This window comes from Mesorhizobium sp. NPDC059025 (assembly GCF_042739655.1).
In the GTDB taxonomy this organism is placed as follows: Bacteria; Pseudomonadota; Alphaproteobacteria; order Rhizobiales; family Rhizobiaceae; genus Mesorhizobium.
On sequence record NZ_JBHYIM010000003.1, the window covers coordinates 238,518 to 253,792 of the forward strand.

Below are 15,275 nucleotides of genomic sequence, written 5' to 3' on the forward strand. Positions count from 1 at the left end.
TGGCCCGCTCAGCCTTTGTACATGCGCAGCTTGTGCTGATGACCGGCCTTGGCTGTCGCACCGTTCGGGCAGCCATGTTAGGCTCTGGTAATGAACGTTGCCACGCCGTCCCTGCTTCTCGGCCTCGATACGCTCCTTGAACGCTTGCCGCCCTTCGGTCCGCAGGCGCGGGCCGCCGGTCTCGCGCTCGGCGCAGTGTTGTTGTGGTCAACATGGCCGACGCTGGCCACCGTGGCGAACCCGGCGCCGCCGTTCCTTATATTCGGCCTGGCCGCGGCCGTCGGCTTCGTCATTTCGTTCGGCGTCTCGACGGCCCAGGGCAAAACAGCAGATTTTTTCGCAACGTCACCTCGAACACTCGCCATCGTGACGATCGGCCTGCTGGCCAACAACATTCTCTATCTGCTGGCCATACGCAGGATCGGACCGGCGGAAGCCAATGTGATTTCCTATCTCTGGCCCGTGCTGCTCGTCGCGATCATGGCACGGCTTCGGAGGCAGCTGCTTGGACGTGTGCAGGGCCTCGGCATTGCGGGTGCTTTCATCGGAGCGGCTGTTGCGATCGGGCCTGCCTTCGACAACGGTTTTGACGCCACCGGTATCCTGCTTGCCTTCTTCAGCGGTCTCATCTTTGCCATCTACGCCGCCGTCCGCTCGTATGGGCGCGAGACGCATGATGTGGTGGGGCCTTCCATGGGGCTGCTTGCGGTTCTGGCACTCGGTTTTCATTGGGCCTTCGAGCCATCTGCGAGCCTCTCGCTCCCTCAGGGACTGGCCATCGCGGGGATCGGCATCGCACCGCTGACGCTTTCCAACGCGTTATGGGATCGTGCGGTCCGGACGGGTTGTACGGCGATGATCTCAGGCATCGCCTATCTGACGCCGTTGGCTTCCCTTGTCCTGCTCGCCGTTTTCGGTGTCGGGACCGTGTCAACCACTGTTGCGGCGGGGGCGCTGTTGGTCGTTATCGGTGCATTGGCCGCATCCGGGTTCCTGCCGGGTAGCGGGAAAACTCGCGCTTAAAGGTCAATCGGAAACATCATCACCAAACCAAGCCGGGGGCCGAACTCGAACAGGAAGAGGCGCGGATGAAAATCTTGATTGCGGGTGGAGGCATAGGCGGGCTCGTAACCGCGCTTTGCCTGCATGCGGCCGGTATCGAGGCAGACGTGTTCGAACAGGCTCCGTCCGTGCGGGAGCTCGGTGTCGGCATCAATGTGCTGCCGCATGCAATCAAGGCGTTGGCGACACTTGGTCTCCTGCCGGCTCTGGATGAAGCGGGCATCAGAACCCGCGAACTGATCTACGCCAATCGCCTTGGCCAGACAGTCTGGCAGGAATTGCGGGGCATGGATGCGGGCTATGACACACCGCAGCTGAGCATCCATCGCGGCAAGTTGCTGCAGGTGCTTTTCCAGGCCGCAATGGAGCGGCTGGGCCCGGCGCACATCCATGTCGATCACAAGCTCGTTGGCTTCCAGGAACGCGGCGATCGCGTGGCGGCGCGGTTCGAACGGACCGAGGGGGCCGGATCGATAGAGGCGGACGGCGACGCGCTGATCGGCGCAGATGGCATCCATTCCAGGGTTCGCTCCACTCTCTATCCCGATCAGGGCCAGCCGGTCTGGAGCGGTATCATGATCTGGAGAGGAGCGGTTGAATGGCCCGTCTATCAGGATGGGCGCACGATGGTCATCGCCGGCAGCAACACCTCCAAATTCGTATTCTATCCGATCCATGCGGATCCCGCGAAACCGGACAGGCGCTTGACCAACTGGGCTGTCATGGCACGCACCGATGCGGGCAAAGTGCCATCGGGACGGGGTGACTGGAATCGCCCGGGACGTCTCGAAGAAGCGCTGACCTTCGTGCGCGACAAGTTCCGGCTCGGATTCATCGACCCAGTAAGCCTGATCGAAGCCACGGGGCCTTTCTATGAATACCCCAACTGCGACCGGGATCCTGTGGCGCGCTGGTCGTTCGGAAGGGTAAGCCTGCTCGGTGACGCTGCCCATCCGATGTATCCGGTCGGTTCAAATGGCGCCAGCCAGGCGGTTCTCGATGCGATCTGCCTGGCCAGGCATCTGAGCGGTGCCGCCTCGATCCAGGATGGGCTGAGTGCCTACGATACGGAACGCCGTACAGCGACGAGCGAAATCGTGCTGGCCAATCGCAAGGGTGGACCCGAGGGCGTCATCGATATGATCGAAACGCGCGCTCCTCACGGCTTCGACGACATCGAGCAGGTCGCGACCTACCAGGAACGCGAGGCCATCGTGCGCGGCTATGCGTCGATGGCCGGCTTCTCCAGGGAGCAGGTCAATCGGAAAAAGCGGTAGTTAGACTGCAACTGCCATGCCGTTTGGATTATCCGTGCTGAAGACACTGCTCAGATGGTCCGCGGTTTTTCGGTAATGCGCCTCCAGCAGGGCTGTCGCCTTGTCGGCGTCACGCGCCAGGGTCGCCTCGGCCAATGCACTGTGTTCCGCCTGGACATCGCGTCCGGCCGGGTGGGTCGCTGCCAGCAGCGTTGGAATTCGATAACGCTCGGTTGCGGCGTAAAGGCGCTCGAAGAACTCCAGCGTCCAGGGTGAATTGCAGGCTGCCAGCAGGGCGCGGTGGAAGGCATAGTGCCGGGCTTCGAGCGCCCAGATATCGGCGTCCGGGCCAGCACGAGCAACCTGCAGGTTGAGCGCGTAAAGAGCTGATACGATGCCTGCCGCCCAGTTGTCGTCGCCAAGCTCCATCGAAGCGCGGAGCGCGTCGCATTCGACCTTGATGCGTACGTTCACGGCATCATGCAACTCATCGAGCGACAGCGGTGCGACGCGGAAGCCACGCAGGGATTCCGCCGTCACCAGGCGCTCGGCGTGCAGCCGGTTTAGCGCCTCGCGCAGGGGCGAGAAACCCATGTCATAACGCTCGCTGAGGTCGGAAAGGCGCAGCGGTCGCCCTGGGGTCAGTTCGCCGCGAATGATGTCGTGACGCAGGGCGTCATAGGCCTTCTCGGCAAGAGTCATGACTGGATCCTTTGCTGTGACTCTAGCGTAGAGGTCTGTTTGTCGGCAATTCCAAAGATTTTCGAAAATAATTATTGCTTTCGAAAAAGTGATCGCCCATGCTGACAGTCGATAGGGTTGCGAACAGGAGGGTTCGATGACGAAATCGCACGAAAACCATCGGGAGGATGTCGTCGGGCGGGCGAATGTCGAGGATACGCCTGAGTTGCTGGCGTATTACGGGGACCTCGGGCGTTTCAGTGCCGGTGCGCTTTGGACGGTGGCGAACAAGATCGAGCCATGGGAGCCGAAATCGCAATCGGTCCCGGTCGTCTGGCGCTATCGCGACCTGCGCGAACACGTCCTGCGTTCGGTGCAACTGGTCACGCCGGAAAAAGCGGGCCGTAGGGTGATCTATCTGAACAATCCCGGCCGAACCGAATTCGCGGCGGCCGTCGGCTGGCTCTATGCCGGGCTGCAAGTGATGAACCCAGGCGAAGTCGCCAGCGCGCATCGCCATTCGGCCTCCGCGATCCGTTTCATCATGGAAGGTTCCGGTGCCTATACAGTCGTCGACGGCCACAAGATGACGCTGGGCGCGAATGACTTCGTGCTGACGCCGAACGGCACCTGGCACGAACATGGTGTCGAGGCCACCGGCTCGCCATGCATCTGGCAGGACGGGCTGGACATTCCGTTCGTCAATGCGATGGAGGCGAACTTCTACGAAGTGCATCCGGACCTGCGCCAGGCGGTTGGATTTGCAGTCGACGACATGACCAAGACCTGGGGCAATCCTGGGCTGAAGCCGACGGGGCAGGGCTGGGACAAGGGCTACAGCCCGATGTTCAAATATGAATGGGCGCCGACGTACGAAGCGCTGACGAAATACTCGGCCTGCACGGAAGGCTCGTCATTCGATGGCGTGCTGATGGAATATGTGAACCCGGTTACGCAAGGACCCGTCATGCAGACCATGGGAGCAAGCATGCAGATGCTGCGCCCGGGCGAGCACACAAAGGCCCACCGTCATACCGGCAGCGGCCTCTATCACGTCGCCAAGGGCGAGGGCCATTCCGTCATCAACGGCAAGCGTTACGACTGGCAGGAACACGACATCTTCTGCGTGCCGTCCTGGGCATGGCACGAGCATATCAACGGTTCAGACAAGGAGGACGCCTGCCTGTTCTGCCTGTCGGACCTTCCGGTGATGCGGGCGCTCGGCCTCTACCGCGAGCAGGCATTCGGTGACAATGGCGGCTTCCAGCCGCTCCTCTAAGGAAAACAAGATGAAACTCGTGACCTATCGCGCTTCAGTCGAGGCGGCGGCGCGGCTTGGCGTGATCGTCGATGACCTGGTGGTCGACGTTGCAGCCCTGGCTGACGCGGCCGGCAAAAACCTGCCCGCGAGCATGCTGGAGCTGATCGATGCCGGCCGGCCCGGTATCGAGACATTGCGCGATTGCCTTGCCGACGCCAATGGCCGCTTCCCGACGGGAACGGCCGTGGCGCTGGCCAATGTGAAGCTGCTGGCGCCGATCCCCAGGCCACGCAAGAACATCTTCGGCATCGGTCTGAACTATGTCGAGCATGTCGCCGAAAGCGCGAAGTCGCTCGACACGTCGAAGGATCTGCCCAAGCAGCCGGTGATCTTCTCAAAGCCGCCGACGACGGTCGTCGGGCCGGGCGAAGGGATCGAGCACAACGGCAAGATCACCCAGCAGCTCGACTGGGAGGTGGAATTGGCGGTGATCATCGGCACCACGGCCAGGAGGGTTGCGAAGCCGGATGCACTGCGCCATGTCTTCGGTTATTCGGTGATGATCGACGTTTCGGCTCGCGACAATCGGCGGGCGGGACAGTGGATCTTCTCCAAGGGCCAGGACAGCTATGCTCCCTTCGGTCCCTGCATCGTCACCGCGGACGAGATCCCGGATCCCCAGACACTCGATCTCTGGCTTACAGTAAACGGCGTGGAGAAACAGCGCTCGAACACGCGCCATATGCTGTTCAAAGTCGACGACCTGATTGCGGACATATCCTCGGGCATCACCCTGGAGCCGGGAGATATCATTGCCTCGGGCACGCCTGAAGGTGTCGGCGCGGGGCGCAGTCCGCAGGAATGGATGTGGCCGGGTGACACCATCGTTGCCTGCGTGGAAGGCATTGGTTCGCTGCGGCATCCCGTCGTCGACGCAACACCGGAGTAGAAGTCCATGACCCAGACATTCAAAGCGGCTGTCGTTCAGATGGCCTCCGTGCCGGACAATGCCCGCGCGACCGCTGAAGCCGCGGCTGGGCGCTTGCGCGAAGCGGCGGCGAACGGAGCGAAGCTCGTCGTCTTCCCTGAAGCACTGGTCGGAGGCTATCCCAAGGGAGCAAGCTTCGGCGCACCCATCGGCATGAGGAAGCCTGAGGGGCGGGCCGCGTTTGCCCACTACCACGCCGGTGCGATCGACCTCGATGGAGAGGAGGTGGCGATACTGGCTGAAGCCGCGGCGGAAACCGGGGCTTTCGCTGTGGTCGGCGTCATCGAACGCGACGGCGCCACACTCTATTGCACAGTGCTTTATTTCGACGGCGAGCGAGGGCTTGTCGGCAAGCATCGCAAGCTGATGCCGACGGCCGGGGAGCGATTGATCTGGGGGTTCGGCGATGGCTCCACCATGCCGGTGTTTCGCACCGATATCGGCACCATCGGCGCGGTGATCTGCTGGGAAAACTACATGCCTGGCTTGCGCATGCACATGTACCACCAGGGCGTGACGCTCTATTGTGCACCCACCGCGGACGACCGCGACACCTGGCTGCCGAGCATGCAGCATATCGCCCTGGAGGGGCGTACCTTCGTGCTCACTGCCTGTCAGTACATCATGCGCGCGGCGTTCGGCCCCGATCATGAGAGCGCTTTGGGTGACGATCCGGGTCTGGTGATGATGCGGGGCGGCTCCGCCATCATCAGCCCGCTGGGCAAGGTGCTTGCGGGTCCCGATTTCGCCGGCGAGACGATCCTTTATGCGGAGATCGATCCTGGCGAAGTCATGCGTGCCAAGTTCGACTTCGATGTCACGGGTCACTATGCGAGACCGGATGTCTTCAGCCTCGTCGTCGATACGCGGGCAAAACCGGCCGTCCGCGAGGTCTGATGCGTTTCGACCTCGAGGATGTCGGCACGCAGAACGCCTACAAGCTGCTTGCGGCTACCGTCATGCCGCGGCCGATCGCCTGGGTGGTGACCCAGGATGTCGAAGGGCGCGTGAATGCCGCGCCCTATAGCTTTTTCAATGTCATGGGGTCAGCGCCGCCGACCATAGCGCTCGGCATCCTTGCCAGCCCCGACCGGGGCTTCAAGGACACGGCCCGCAACATCCTCGATACTGGCGAGTTCGTGGTGAACCTTGTGCCCGAGCGGCTCGTGCGGGCCATGAACATCACCTCGATCGATGCGCCGGCGGGGATCGAGGAATTGAAGCTCGCGGAACTGCAAACCCTGCCGTCGGACAGAATAGGCCCGCCCCGCATTGCCGAAAGCCCCGTCGCCTTCGAGTGCGTTTCCCTGTCGACCGTCGAAACGGGGCCGACGCAGCTTGTCGTCATCGGCCATGTGCGAACCGTGCACATAGCCGACGAATTCGTGCTCGATCCTGAGCGAGCCCATATCGACACTCCGAAACTCGATCTCGTGGCCCGCTCCTACGGCAGCGACTATGTGCGCAGCCGCGACACTTTCAGCCTGGTGCGCCCGACCTGGCGTGACCATCAGGCCGCCTTTGCCGGAATTCTGTCGGACAAGCCATAATTTTCGAAAATCCTATTGACAAATTGCGCGTGCCGATAAAACTTAACTGACAAGTAAAGAAAATCGCAAAAACAGCGATACATCAATGGGAAGGACGCGATGCTGCAAGAGCGCATCGAAGGGAAGTGGCTTGCCTGCTTCCGGCGGGTTTTCGCACTCAACGCCATCGGCGCGGGCACCAGGGTGGCCGTGTTGTCCGAAACGCAGTCGCGTCCGGTGCTGATCCATCTGTCGGATCTGGCGCTGCATGATCTCGGTGCCGAATACTGCATGATCCAGATGCCGACTCCGCGCCAGACGGCGCCGGTTCCGGTGAAGTCAACCGGCACGTCCTGGGCCATTCAGCAGAACCGCGCCGTCATCGAAGCGCTGAAGCGCGTCGAGGTCATCGTCGACTGCACGGTGGAGGGGCTGATCCACGCTCCGGAATGGCCGGAGATCGAGGAAGCCGGCAATACGCGCCTGCTGGTGGTCTGCAACGAACATCCTGAAATCCTCGAGCGCACCGAGCCGATGGCCGAGCTCGGCCCGAAGGTGGCCCTGGGCGTGCAGATGCTGCGCGAGGCGAAGGAGATGCGCGTCACCTCCGCCGCCGGCACGGATCTCGTCATTGACCTTCGCGGTGCGCCTTGCGGCGGTACGCCTGGTTTCGGCACCAGGCCGGGCGATGTCGCGCATTGGCCGGGCGGCCTTTGCCTGGCCTTCCCGGGACAGAACAGCGTCAACGGCCGCATCGTCATGGACGTCGGCGACATGAACCTGACGTTCAAGAGCACGCTGACCAGCCGCATCGACTTCACGGTCGAGAACGACTTCGTGACGGCCATCAAAGGCGACGGCATCGATGCCATCCATTTCCGCGAATACATGGAAGCCTGGGAAGACCGTAACGCCTACGGCATGAGCCATGTCGGCTGGGGCATGCATCCGCGCGCGCGCTGGGTATCGGCTGCGATGTACGACAAGCGCGACATGCAGGCGGTCGAGTTTCGTGCTCTGGCGGGGTCGTTCCTCTGGTCGACGGGGGCCAACCAATATGCCGGGCGCTATACGCTCGGCCATTTCGATCTGCCGATGCGCAACTGCACGATCACGCTCGACGGAACGGTCGTCGTCAAGCACGGCGTCCTGCAGGGCGAACTGGCGCTTTGACGCCGCTGGAGAAAGACCGAGAATGAGCGAAATTTCCGACTATTACGACCTGTCGCGCATCCGGCCGCAGGTCCAGAAGGTCCTCAACCGCGTCAACGAGCTGGGCCGCGAGCGCTTCGCCGGTCGTGCCAAGGGGGTGGACGACGATGCTTCGTTCCCGGTCGAAAACTACAGGGACCTCGCCGAAGAAGGCTTCCTCGGGCTGTGCATTCCGGAGGAGTTTGGCGGCTGGGGCTTTTCGATGTTCGAATATGCCATGGTCGGCGCCGAGATCGGCAAATATTGCGGCGCCACCGCATTGACCTTCAACATGCACAATTCCTCCATGGCATGGTCGCGTTTCATGTTCGAAATGCCGAACCTGACGGCTGAGGAGAAGGCGATCTTCGCGCCGCTGCGCGAGCGCCAATTCCGCCGCGCCGTCGCCGAGAAGGCGATCTTCTCCCAGCCGATCTCCGAAGGTGGCCAGAACTGGACCTCGAAGCCCAACCAGACCCAGTGCCGCAAGGTGGATGGCGGCTGGATGATCAACGGCTTCAAGAAATTCGCTTCGCTTGCCGGCTATTGCGACTACTACACCATCGTCTGCACCGAGGTGTTCGAAGGCCAGGAGCCACGGCACGAGGACACCATGCTGTTCGTCGTCCACAAGGATACGCCGGGCCTGTCAGTCAAGGGTGACTGGGATCCGCTCGGCATGCGCGGCACCAACAGTCGTGACCTGATCCTGAAGGACGTCTTCGTTCGCGCCGACGATCTGTTGATGCCACGCGGCATCTTCAACAAGACGCTGCCCAACTGGCCGCACATGATGATCACGCTCTCGCCCACCTATATGGGCGTGGCGCAGGGCGCCTACGATTTCATGGTGGACTACCTAAAGGGCAAGATCCCCGGCCAGCCTCCAGTCGACCGCCGCATGTATGCCACCAAGCGCATCGCCGTCGGCAAGATGTATGCGCGGCTTGCCAACATGCGCGCGCTGTGGTGGCAGGCCTTCAGCGAATCGAAGGGCTTCCCCAACAAGGCGGAAGTGCAGCGCATGTATGCCGCCCAGTACAACGTGATGGAAGGCGCCGCCGAGATGACCTCGATGGCGATCCGCACATGCGGTGGCCAGTCGATGCTGAAGTCGCTGCCGCTGGAGCGCATGTATCGCGACAGCCGTTGCGGCGCGCTGATGTTGCCGTTCACCTCCGAAATCATGGAGGATTATCTCGGCGTACTGTCCCTCTATGAAATGGATGAGCTCGATCATGCTCCCGGCGACGAGGGCGGCGCCCGAACCTCGCTGTGGCGGGGTGACAGCGGCAGCGGTGCCCGCGCGGTCCGGTAGCTGTCATGGCGCGCGATCAGGTCCAGGTCATCGGTCACAGTCCTGCCTCGCCGGAGGCGGTGTGGGCTGTCGCCCGCGATTTCTGCGGCCATTGGCATCCGGGGGTTGCAACGATCCGCGCCGAGCGCGATGCGCGAGGATCGCTGGTTCGTGCGTTCACGGCACATGGCGAGGACACGCTTTATCGAGAGCGCCTGACCTTTCTCAGCGACAGCGACCGTTCGCTTGCCTACAGCCATCTGGACGGGATAGCGGGCATTGACAGTTATGATGCCCGCTTCACGGTCTCATCGGCCGAGGAAGGCGGCAGCACCATCGAGTGGGTTGCCGAGGTGGAAGCACCGGACGCCGAGCGTGCCGCCTCGGTTTGCCTGGGAACAAGGCCGATTTTCGAAGCCGGGATCGATGCGCTTTTCAAGCAGGCCGGGCGTCGGAGCGAAACCGAGGCCAGCGCAACGTTTTCGTCGATCGAAGGCGAGAGTTTGAGCCTCGGCGAGATGCCGCGCCTGGCATTGACGGTCACACCAAGAAAACAGGGGCCTCTTTGCCTGTTCCTGCACGGCATTGGCGGCGGACGTACCAATTGGCTGCCGCAATTGTCTGCTGCCGGAAACCTCATGTCGGCGGCAGCACTTGATTTGCGCGGATATGGCGACAGCACGCTCGGGCCAAACCAATCCACCGTCGACGATTATTGTACCGACATCCTGCATATTCGAGAGATGCTGGGTGCGGACAGGTTGGTGCTGGTCGGCCTTTCCTACGGTTCTTGGATCGCTACATCCTTTGCCATGCGTCATCCGGATCTGTTGGCCGGCCTGGTGCTCTCCGGTGGCTGTACCGGCATGTCCGAGGCTGGAGTGGAGGAACGGGAAGCTTTTCGCGTCAGCCGGCTGGTGCCGATCGATGCCGGCCAGACGCCGGCGGACTTTGCACCATCGGTGGTGAAGGTGCTGGCCGGCCCAAACGCGTCGCACGCGATCAGGATGCAGTTGCTGCAGTCCATGGCAGCGATACCGACCACGACCTATCGCGACGCGCTCATGTGTTTCACGAACCCGCTGGAGCGGTTCGATTTAGCGCGCCTGAGCATGCCCGTCCTCATGATGACCGGCGAACATGACCGGCTGGCTCCGCCGGCGGAAATCCGCGGTGTCGCGCACCGCATCCTGGCTCGGGCCTCGACACCCGACGTGCGCTACGAAACCATCATGGACGCCGGGCACGTCTGCAATGTGGAGCAGCCGGCGGCTTACAACCACATCCTGCAGGAATTCCTTGGGAAGCTGCCGAGATGACCATTCTTCCGCGTCGTCAGCAAAACCGGATCATTCGCGAGCGTCGCATCCTGGATGCTGCCCTGAAGGTGTTTTCCGAAACCGGTTATTCGGGCGCAACCATGGATGCGGTCGCCGTCCAGGCCGGCCTGTCGAAGCCGACGCTCTATCAGTATTTTGAATCCAAGGAGGCGCTGTTCTCTGCCATGCTGCTGGGCGAGCGCGACCTGATGCTGGAGTTCTTCCAGCATCCGTCCGGCGACGGCATGGTGGCCGATCTGCTGGGCTTCGCGTGGGACTATGCCGATACGGTCCTGCGTCCCGATCTGCTGTCGCTTGCCCGCCTCATCATCGGCGAAGTGCACCGTTTCCCCGAGATCGGTCACGCCTACCAGGAGTCCGGACCCGACCGGCTGCTGCGCGGCATCATGGAATATCTCGAGGGCCGTCGCGCGCACGGCCAGCTCGATTTCGAAGATACGGAACTGGCAGCGCAGGATCTCTGGGGCCTGATCCTGTCGGCACCCAGAAACCAGGCCCTCTATATGCCGGATCGTCTGCCGAGCCGGGCCGAAATCGAACGCTACATAAACAACGGTTTGCGTGTCTTCCTGAAGGCCTATTCGACACGGCCAGCGGAGGACGTCGCCACACTAGAAGCGCTCAAAAGCGCCCATTCCCTGCAGCAGGTGGAACATGACAGTTGATGAATATCTGGCCGATCCGACCAGCCGGTTCGCCACGGTTGCGATGGTCGATACAAATGGCCTTCTGCGCGGACAGATGGTTTCTGCCGGCAGCCTGAAAGGCATCGCAAAAAGTGGCATGGGCATGTCGCCGGTCACCTTGGCGCTCGATCCGACCGACGTGATCCAGCTCGTCCCTGGGGTCACAGACGGCACTTCGGATTTCCACGACGATCCGCTTGTCCTCGACACGTCGACGACGCGCCGTTTGCCTTGGTCAAAGCCTGGGCACGACCTGCTGGTATTGTCCAATTACTCCGGCGAAACAGCGCAGCTCTGCCCGCGTTCAATCCTGAAGCGGGTTCTCGATCGCGTGGGCGATGCCGGATATGTGCCCCGCTACGGCATGGAGCTCGAATACACGCTGTTCGACGAGACGACGGAGAGTGCGCGCGCCAAGGGCTATCGCAATCTCAGGACCGCGACGCATCACAACAGCCACGATCTCGTGCTCTACCAGGTTGAACAGACGGAATGGTACGAAGCAGTGGCTGCGATGTGCGAGCCGCTGCGCATTGATCTCGCCAAGATGCATGAGGAAATCGGCGGCGGCTTCCTCGAGGCCTGCATCGCTGCGGGCGAGGGGCTTGAGCCGGCGGACCAGCTGGTGCTGCTGAAGAACTTCCTGCGCGCTCTGGCACAGCGGCAGGGCAAATGCGTTACCTTCATGCCGCGCTGGACCGAAGCGGCCGACAGCCAGTCGATCCATGTCCACGTCTCACTGAAGGATCGCGACGGGAAGTCGGTCTTGCACGACCCGTCCCAGAAGAATGCCGTGTCGCAGACCTTCCGTCATTTCCTGGGCGGCCTGCAGACCTACATCGGCGACATGACGCTGCTGTTCCAGCCGACGGTCAACTCCTATCGCCGGTTTGCTCCGGGCACGTTCGCGCCGCCCGGCCTGAGCTGGGGTTACGAAAACCGCACCACCTGCTTCCGCATCGTCGGTCACGACACAGGTTCGCTCCGGGTCGAGAACCGTCTGCCAGGCGCCGACACCAATCCGTATCTTACGGTTGCCGCAACCGTCGCCGCGGGCGTGGCTGGTATCCTGGAAAAGATCGAACCCGAGCCCGAGACAATCGGCAACGGCTACAGCCAGGAACCGGCGCGCGATTTTGCACGCTCCATGCCCGAGGCGATCGAACGACTGCGCGGATCCGCCTTTGCCAAGGACTGGTTCGGAACGCGCTTCGTCGAAGCGTTTTCCTCGACGCGCGAAAGCCAGCACAACGAGTTCCGGCGCAAGATTCCCGACGTGGAGCTGGAACGTTTCTTCGACCTGGGGTGAACGTCATGGATACGGACCTGCGTGCCCATTTCCTGGAAGGCATGAGCCGTGTCGCCTCCGCCGTCACCGTGGTGACGACGGACGGGGACGCAGGGCGGTTCGGCGTCACCGTTTCATCGATGACGTCTGTCTCGGCAGACACGGCACGGCCATCTCTTTTGGTCAGCATCCATCATCTCAGCCCTGCCGGCGAGGCGATCAGAAAGAACCGTCGGTTTTGCGCCAATGTGCTCAGCGGCAATCAGAGTTTTGTCTCGGACCTGTTTTCCGGCCGTCTCAAGCATCTCAATGATGACAGGTTCAGCGCGATCCCCTGGCATGGAGGTGCAACCGGGGCGCCGATCATCGATGGCGCCATCGTCTCGCTGGACTGCGAACTGAAGACCGCCTTGCTCTGGGGCACGCATTTCATCCTTATCGGCGAGGTCGAGCAGATCGAGCTGTCCAGGCAACGCTCGCCGCTTGTCTATGCCAATCGGGGCTATCGCCGCGCCGTTCCGATCGCGCCTGACGATCACCAGACGCACAGCCCCGAAACCCAGCTGCGTGTCGGCTTCTTCATCACGCTTGGCCCGGAGTTCGTGCCTTCCCTCGTCGCGGACTTTGCCAATCAGTCGCCGGCTGTCGATCTCAGCCTGATGGAGGCGGATCACGACGACCTTGTCGAGCAGATGCGCTCCGGCAAGATCGAGGCCGCCATCACTTTCGGGACCGTCGACGAGCCGGAACTTGAAACCGAAGTGCTATGTCCTCCGGCGCCTCACGTGCTGCTGAACGCCGATCATCCGCTTGCAACAAGGACCAGCCTGCGGCTGGCCGATGTCGCCGGCCTGCCGATGATCCTGCTGGACTATCCTTCCGTCCGAAGCGCCGTCACCGCCTTTTTTGAACGCAGCCAATTGAAGCCGCAGATCCGGCTGCAGTCGCCTTCCCTGGCGATGGTGCGTGGATTGGTAGCGCAGGGCCTGGGCTACTCGATCGTTCCGCAGGAACCTCAGAACAAAACCGCGCCGGACGGCACCGAGCTCCGGGCCATACCGCTCGACGAGGATTTCCCGGAAGGCGCCGTCGTCGCTGTTGCAAAGCGCGTGGACAACCGGAGCGGGCCGGCGATGGATTTCATTTCGAAGTGCAGGCAGTCGTTTCGACGAACATCACAACAAACGCCGGCAAACGGTGACAAATGGGAGAGGTAACATGGCTCAGGAAGAGGCTATCGACATCAACAGCGGAGGGAGCAATCAGCTCCGCAAGAATTCGCTGGGGCTGATTGCAGTCACCTTCATGGTGATTTCTGCGGCGGCTCCGTTGACAGGTGTCGCCGGAGCGATGCCGCTGGCGTTCATGCTGGGGAACGGCACAGGTGTTCCAGCGACCTTCATCTTCGTCACCCTGGTGATGCTGGCTTTTGCCGCCGGCTATGTCGCCATGTCGCGTCATGTCACCAATGCAGGCGCCTTCTATGCCTATGCGGCGCGTGGGCTGGGCGGGCGTGTCGCCGGCGCGGTGGCGGTCACCGCGCTCGTTGCCTACAACGCCATGCAGTTTGGACTGATCGGCCTGTTCGGTGGCATTGCCAGCGGTATCTTCGGGCAGTTCGGCCTGATGCTGCCCTGGTGGGGGTGGAGCCTTCTTGCCCTTCTGCTGGTCGGCTTTCTGGGGTACCGGCAAGTGGACCTGTCGGCCAAGGTCCTCGTCTTCGTGGTGGCGCTGGAATATCTGGTGGTGCTGATCGTCGACTTCGCCATCCTGGGCAAGGGTGGCGCGAATGGGCTCTCAATGAATTTCTTCGACCAGAACGCGATCTTCTCGGGTTCGCTGACGGCGGCGATCCTGTTTTGCATGGGCTGCTTCATCGGTTTCGAGGCGACGACGATCTATGCCGAGGAGGCGCGCGACCCGGAAAAGACGATACCGCGGGCGACCTATCTGTCGGTGCTGATGATTGGCATCTTCTTCATCTTCACGACATGGCTGCTGATCGTCGGTGTCGGCGCCGACAGGCTTGTTCCGACGATCCAGGCTTTGCCCGATCCTTCCATCTTCTTCTTCGATCTGGCTGGCCAATATGCCGGCGGCCCGGTGGCGACCATTGCCGGCATCCTGCTGGTATCCAGCCTGTTTGCGGCACTCTCCGCCTTCCACAATTACATCGCGCGCTACAGTTATGTGGCGGGCCGCGAAGGCCTGTTGCCGGCGGTGTTCGGCCAGACGCACGATACGCATCAGAGCCCGCATGTCGGTTCGGTGGTACAGACCGCCGGAGCGTTGATCGTGCTGGCGCTGTTTGCCGGACTGGGGCTGGATCCGGTTCTCAACATGTTCACCTGGATCAGCCAGGTCGGCACGCTGGGCGTGCTGGCGATGATGACCGTGACCTCGGTCGCGGTGATCGCCTTTTTCCGCCGTACAGGTCACAAGGGCTCCGCCCTGACCACATTCATCCTGCCGCTGGTGTCGGGCCTGGTGATGGCCGGACTGTTTGTCTACATCTTTCTGCATTTCGGCGATCTGACCGGAACGACGGGTGGCGCGCTCGGCATCATTCTGCCATCGCTGATCCCAGCCGCTGCAATTGCAGGCTACATCCTTGCCTTGCGGCTGCAGCGCGCCGATCCGGCTCGCTTCGCCCGCATGGGTTTCAACCGGGACTGAGATCACAGCGCTGTCGGGGC

The 15,275-nt window shown here is 62.1% G+C and carries 14 protein-coding genes; 13 read left to right on the top strand and 1 reads right to left on the bottom strand.

From position 1 onward, the window contains the following. Positions 1-90 precede the first annotated feature (90 nt). Positions 91-1,023: a DMT family transporter gene (locus ACFWYE_RS09125; RefSeq protein WP_379068037.1), complete on the top strand. Its 933-nt coding sequence runs from the start codon at positions 91-93 to the stop codon at positions 1,021-1,023. Between the two features lie 65 nt (positions 1,024-1,088). Next, entirely contained in the window at positions 1,089-2,339 is a 1,251-nt protein-coding gene (locus ACFWYE_RS09130) for a flavin-dependent oxidoreductase (RefSeq protein WP_379110897.1), read from the top strand. On the opposite strand, the gene ACFWYE_RS09135 is transcribed toward ACFWYE_RS09130, so the two are convergent. Then, on the bottom strand, positions 2,340-3,020 hold the full coding sequence (locus ACFWYE_RS09135) for a GntR family transcriptional regulator (RefSeq protein ID WP_379068040.1): 681 nt from the start codon (positions 3,018-3,020) through the stop codon (positions 2,340-2,342). 136 nt (positions 3,021-3,156) lie between these two features. On the opposite strand from ACFWYE_RS09135, the gene ACFWYE_RS09140 reads away from it, so the two are divergent. The 11 genes from ACFWYE_RS09140 (at position 3,157) to ACFWYE_RS09190 (ending at position 15,255) form a co-directional block, all read left to right on the top strand. Beyond that, on the top strand, positions 3,157-4,278 hold the full coding sequence (locus ACFWYE_RS09140; protein WP_379068042.1) for a cupin domain-containing protein: 1,122 nt from the start codon (positions 3,157-3,159) through the stop codon (positions 4,276-4,278). A gap of 10 nt (positions 4,279-4,288) precedes the next feature. Further along, a complete protein-coding gene (locus ACFWYE_RS09145; protein WP_379110898.1) occupies positions 4,289-5,209 on the top strand; it encodes a fumarylacetoacetate hydrolase family protein in 921 nt (306 codons plus the stop codon). Positions 5,210-5,215: 6 nt separating this feature from the next. Continuing rightward, positions 5,216-6,145 (top strand): carbon-nitrogen hydrolase family protein, encoded by a 930-nt coding sequence (locus tag ACFWYE_RS09150; protein WP_379068046.1) that lies wholly within the window; start codon positions 5,216-5,218, stop codon positions 6,143-6,145. Continuing rightward, positions 6,145-6,798 carry a flavin reductase family protein gene (locus ACFWYE_RS09155; RefSeq protein ID WP_379068049.1) on the top strand — a complete coding sequence of 218 codons (654 nt, stop codon included), beginning with the start codon at positions 6,145-6,147 and terminating at the stop codon, positions 6,796-6,798. Before ACFWYE_RS09150 ends, ACFWYE_RS09155 begins: the two co-directional genes overlap by 1 nt. 99 nt (positions 6,799-6,897) lie before the next feature. After that, positions 6,898-7,950, top strand: a complete 1,053-nt coding sequence (locus tag ACFWYE_RS09160) for a peptidase M29 (protein ID WP_379068052.1) — start codon at positions 6,898-6,900, stop codon at positions 7,948-7,950. Positions 7,951-7,972: 22 nt separating this feature from the next. Continuing rightward, positions 7,973-9,286: an acyl-CoA dehydrogenase family protein gene (locus tag ACFWYE_RS09165; protein ID WP_379110900.1), complete on the top strand. Its 1,314-nt coding sequence runs from the start codon at positions 7,973-7,975 to the stop codon at positions 9,284-9,286. 5 nt (positions 9,287-9,291) lie between these two features. Beyond that, positions 9,292-10,584 carry an alpha/beta fold hydrolase gene (locus ACFWYE_RS09170; RefSeq protein WP_379110902.1) on the top strand — a complete coding sequence of 431 codons (1,293 nt, stop codon included), beginning with the start codon at positions 9,292-9,294 and terminating at the stop codon, positions 10,582-10,584. Further along, on the top strand, positions 10,581-11,270 hold the full coding sequence (locus ACFWYE_RS09175) for a TetR/AcrR family transcriptional regulator (RefSeq protein WP_379068060.1): 690 nt from the start codon (positions 10,581-10,583) through the stop codon (positions 11,268-11,270). Before ACFWYE_RS09170 ends, ACFWYE_RS09175 begins: the two co-directional genes overlap by 4 nt. Next, positions 11,260-12,600 (top strand): glutamine synthetase family protein, encoded by a 1,341-nt coding sequence (locus ACFWYE_RS09180; RefSeq protein WP_379110903.1) that lies wholly within the window; start codon positions 11,260-11,262, stop codon positions 12,598-12,600. Before ACFWYE_RS09175 ends, ACFWYE_RS09180 begins: the two co-directional genes overlap by 11 nt. A 5-nt stretch (positions 12,601-12,605) precedes the next feature. Further along, entirely contained in the window at positions 12,606-13,796 is a 1,191-nt protein-coding gene (locus tag ACFWYE_RS09185; RefSeq protein ID WP_379110905.1) for a LysR substrate-binding domain-containing protein, read from the top strand. 1 nt (position 13,797) lies between these two features. Then, positions 13,798-15,255: an APC family permease gene (locus tag ACFWYE_RS09190; protein WP_379110906.1), complete on the top strand. Its 1,458-nt coding sequence runs from the start codon at positions 13,798-13,800 to the stop codon at positions 15,253-15,255. The last annotated feature ends 20 nt before the right edge of the window (positions 15,256-15,275 follow it).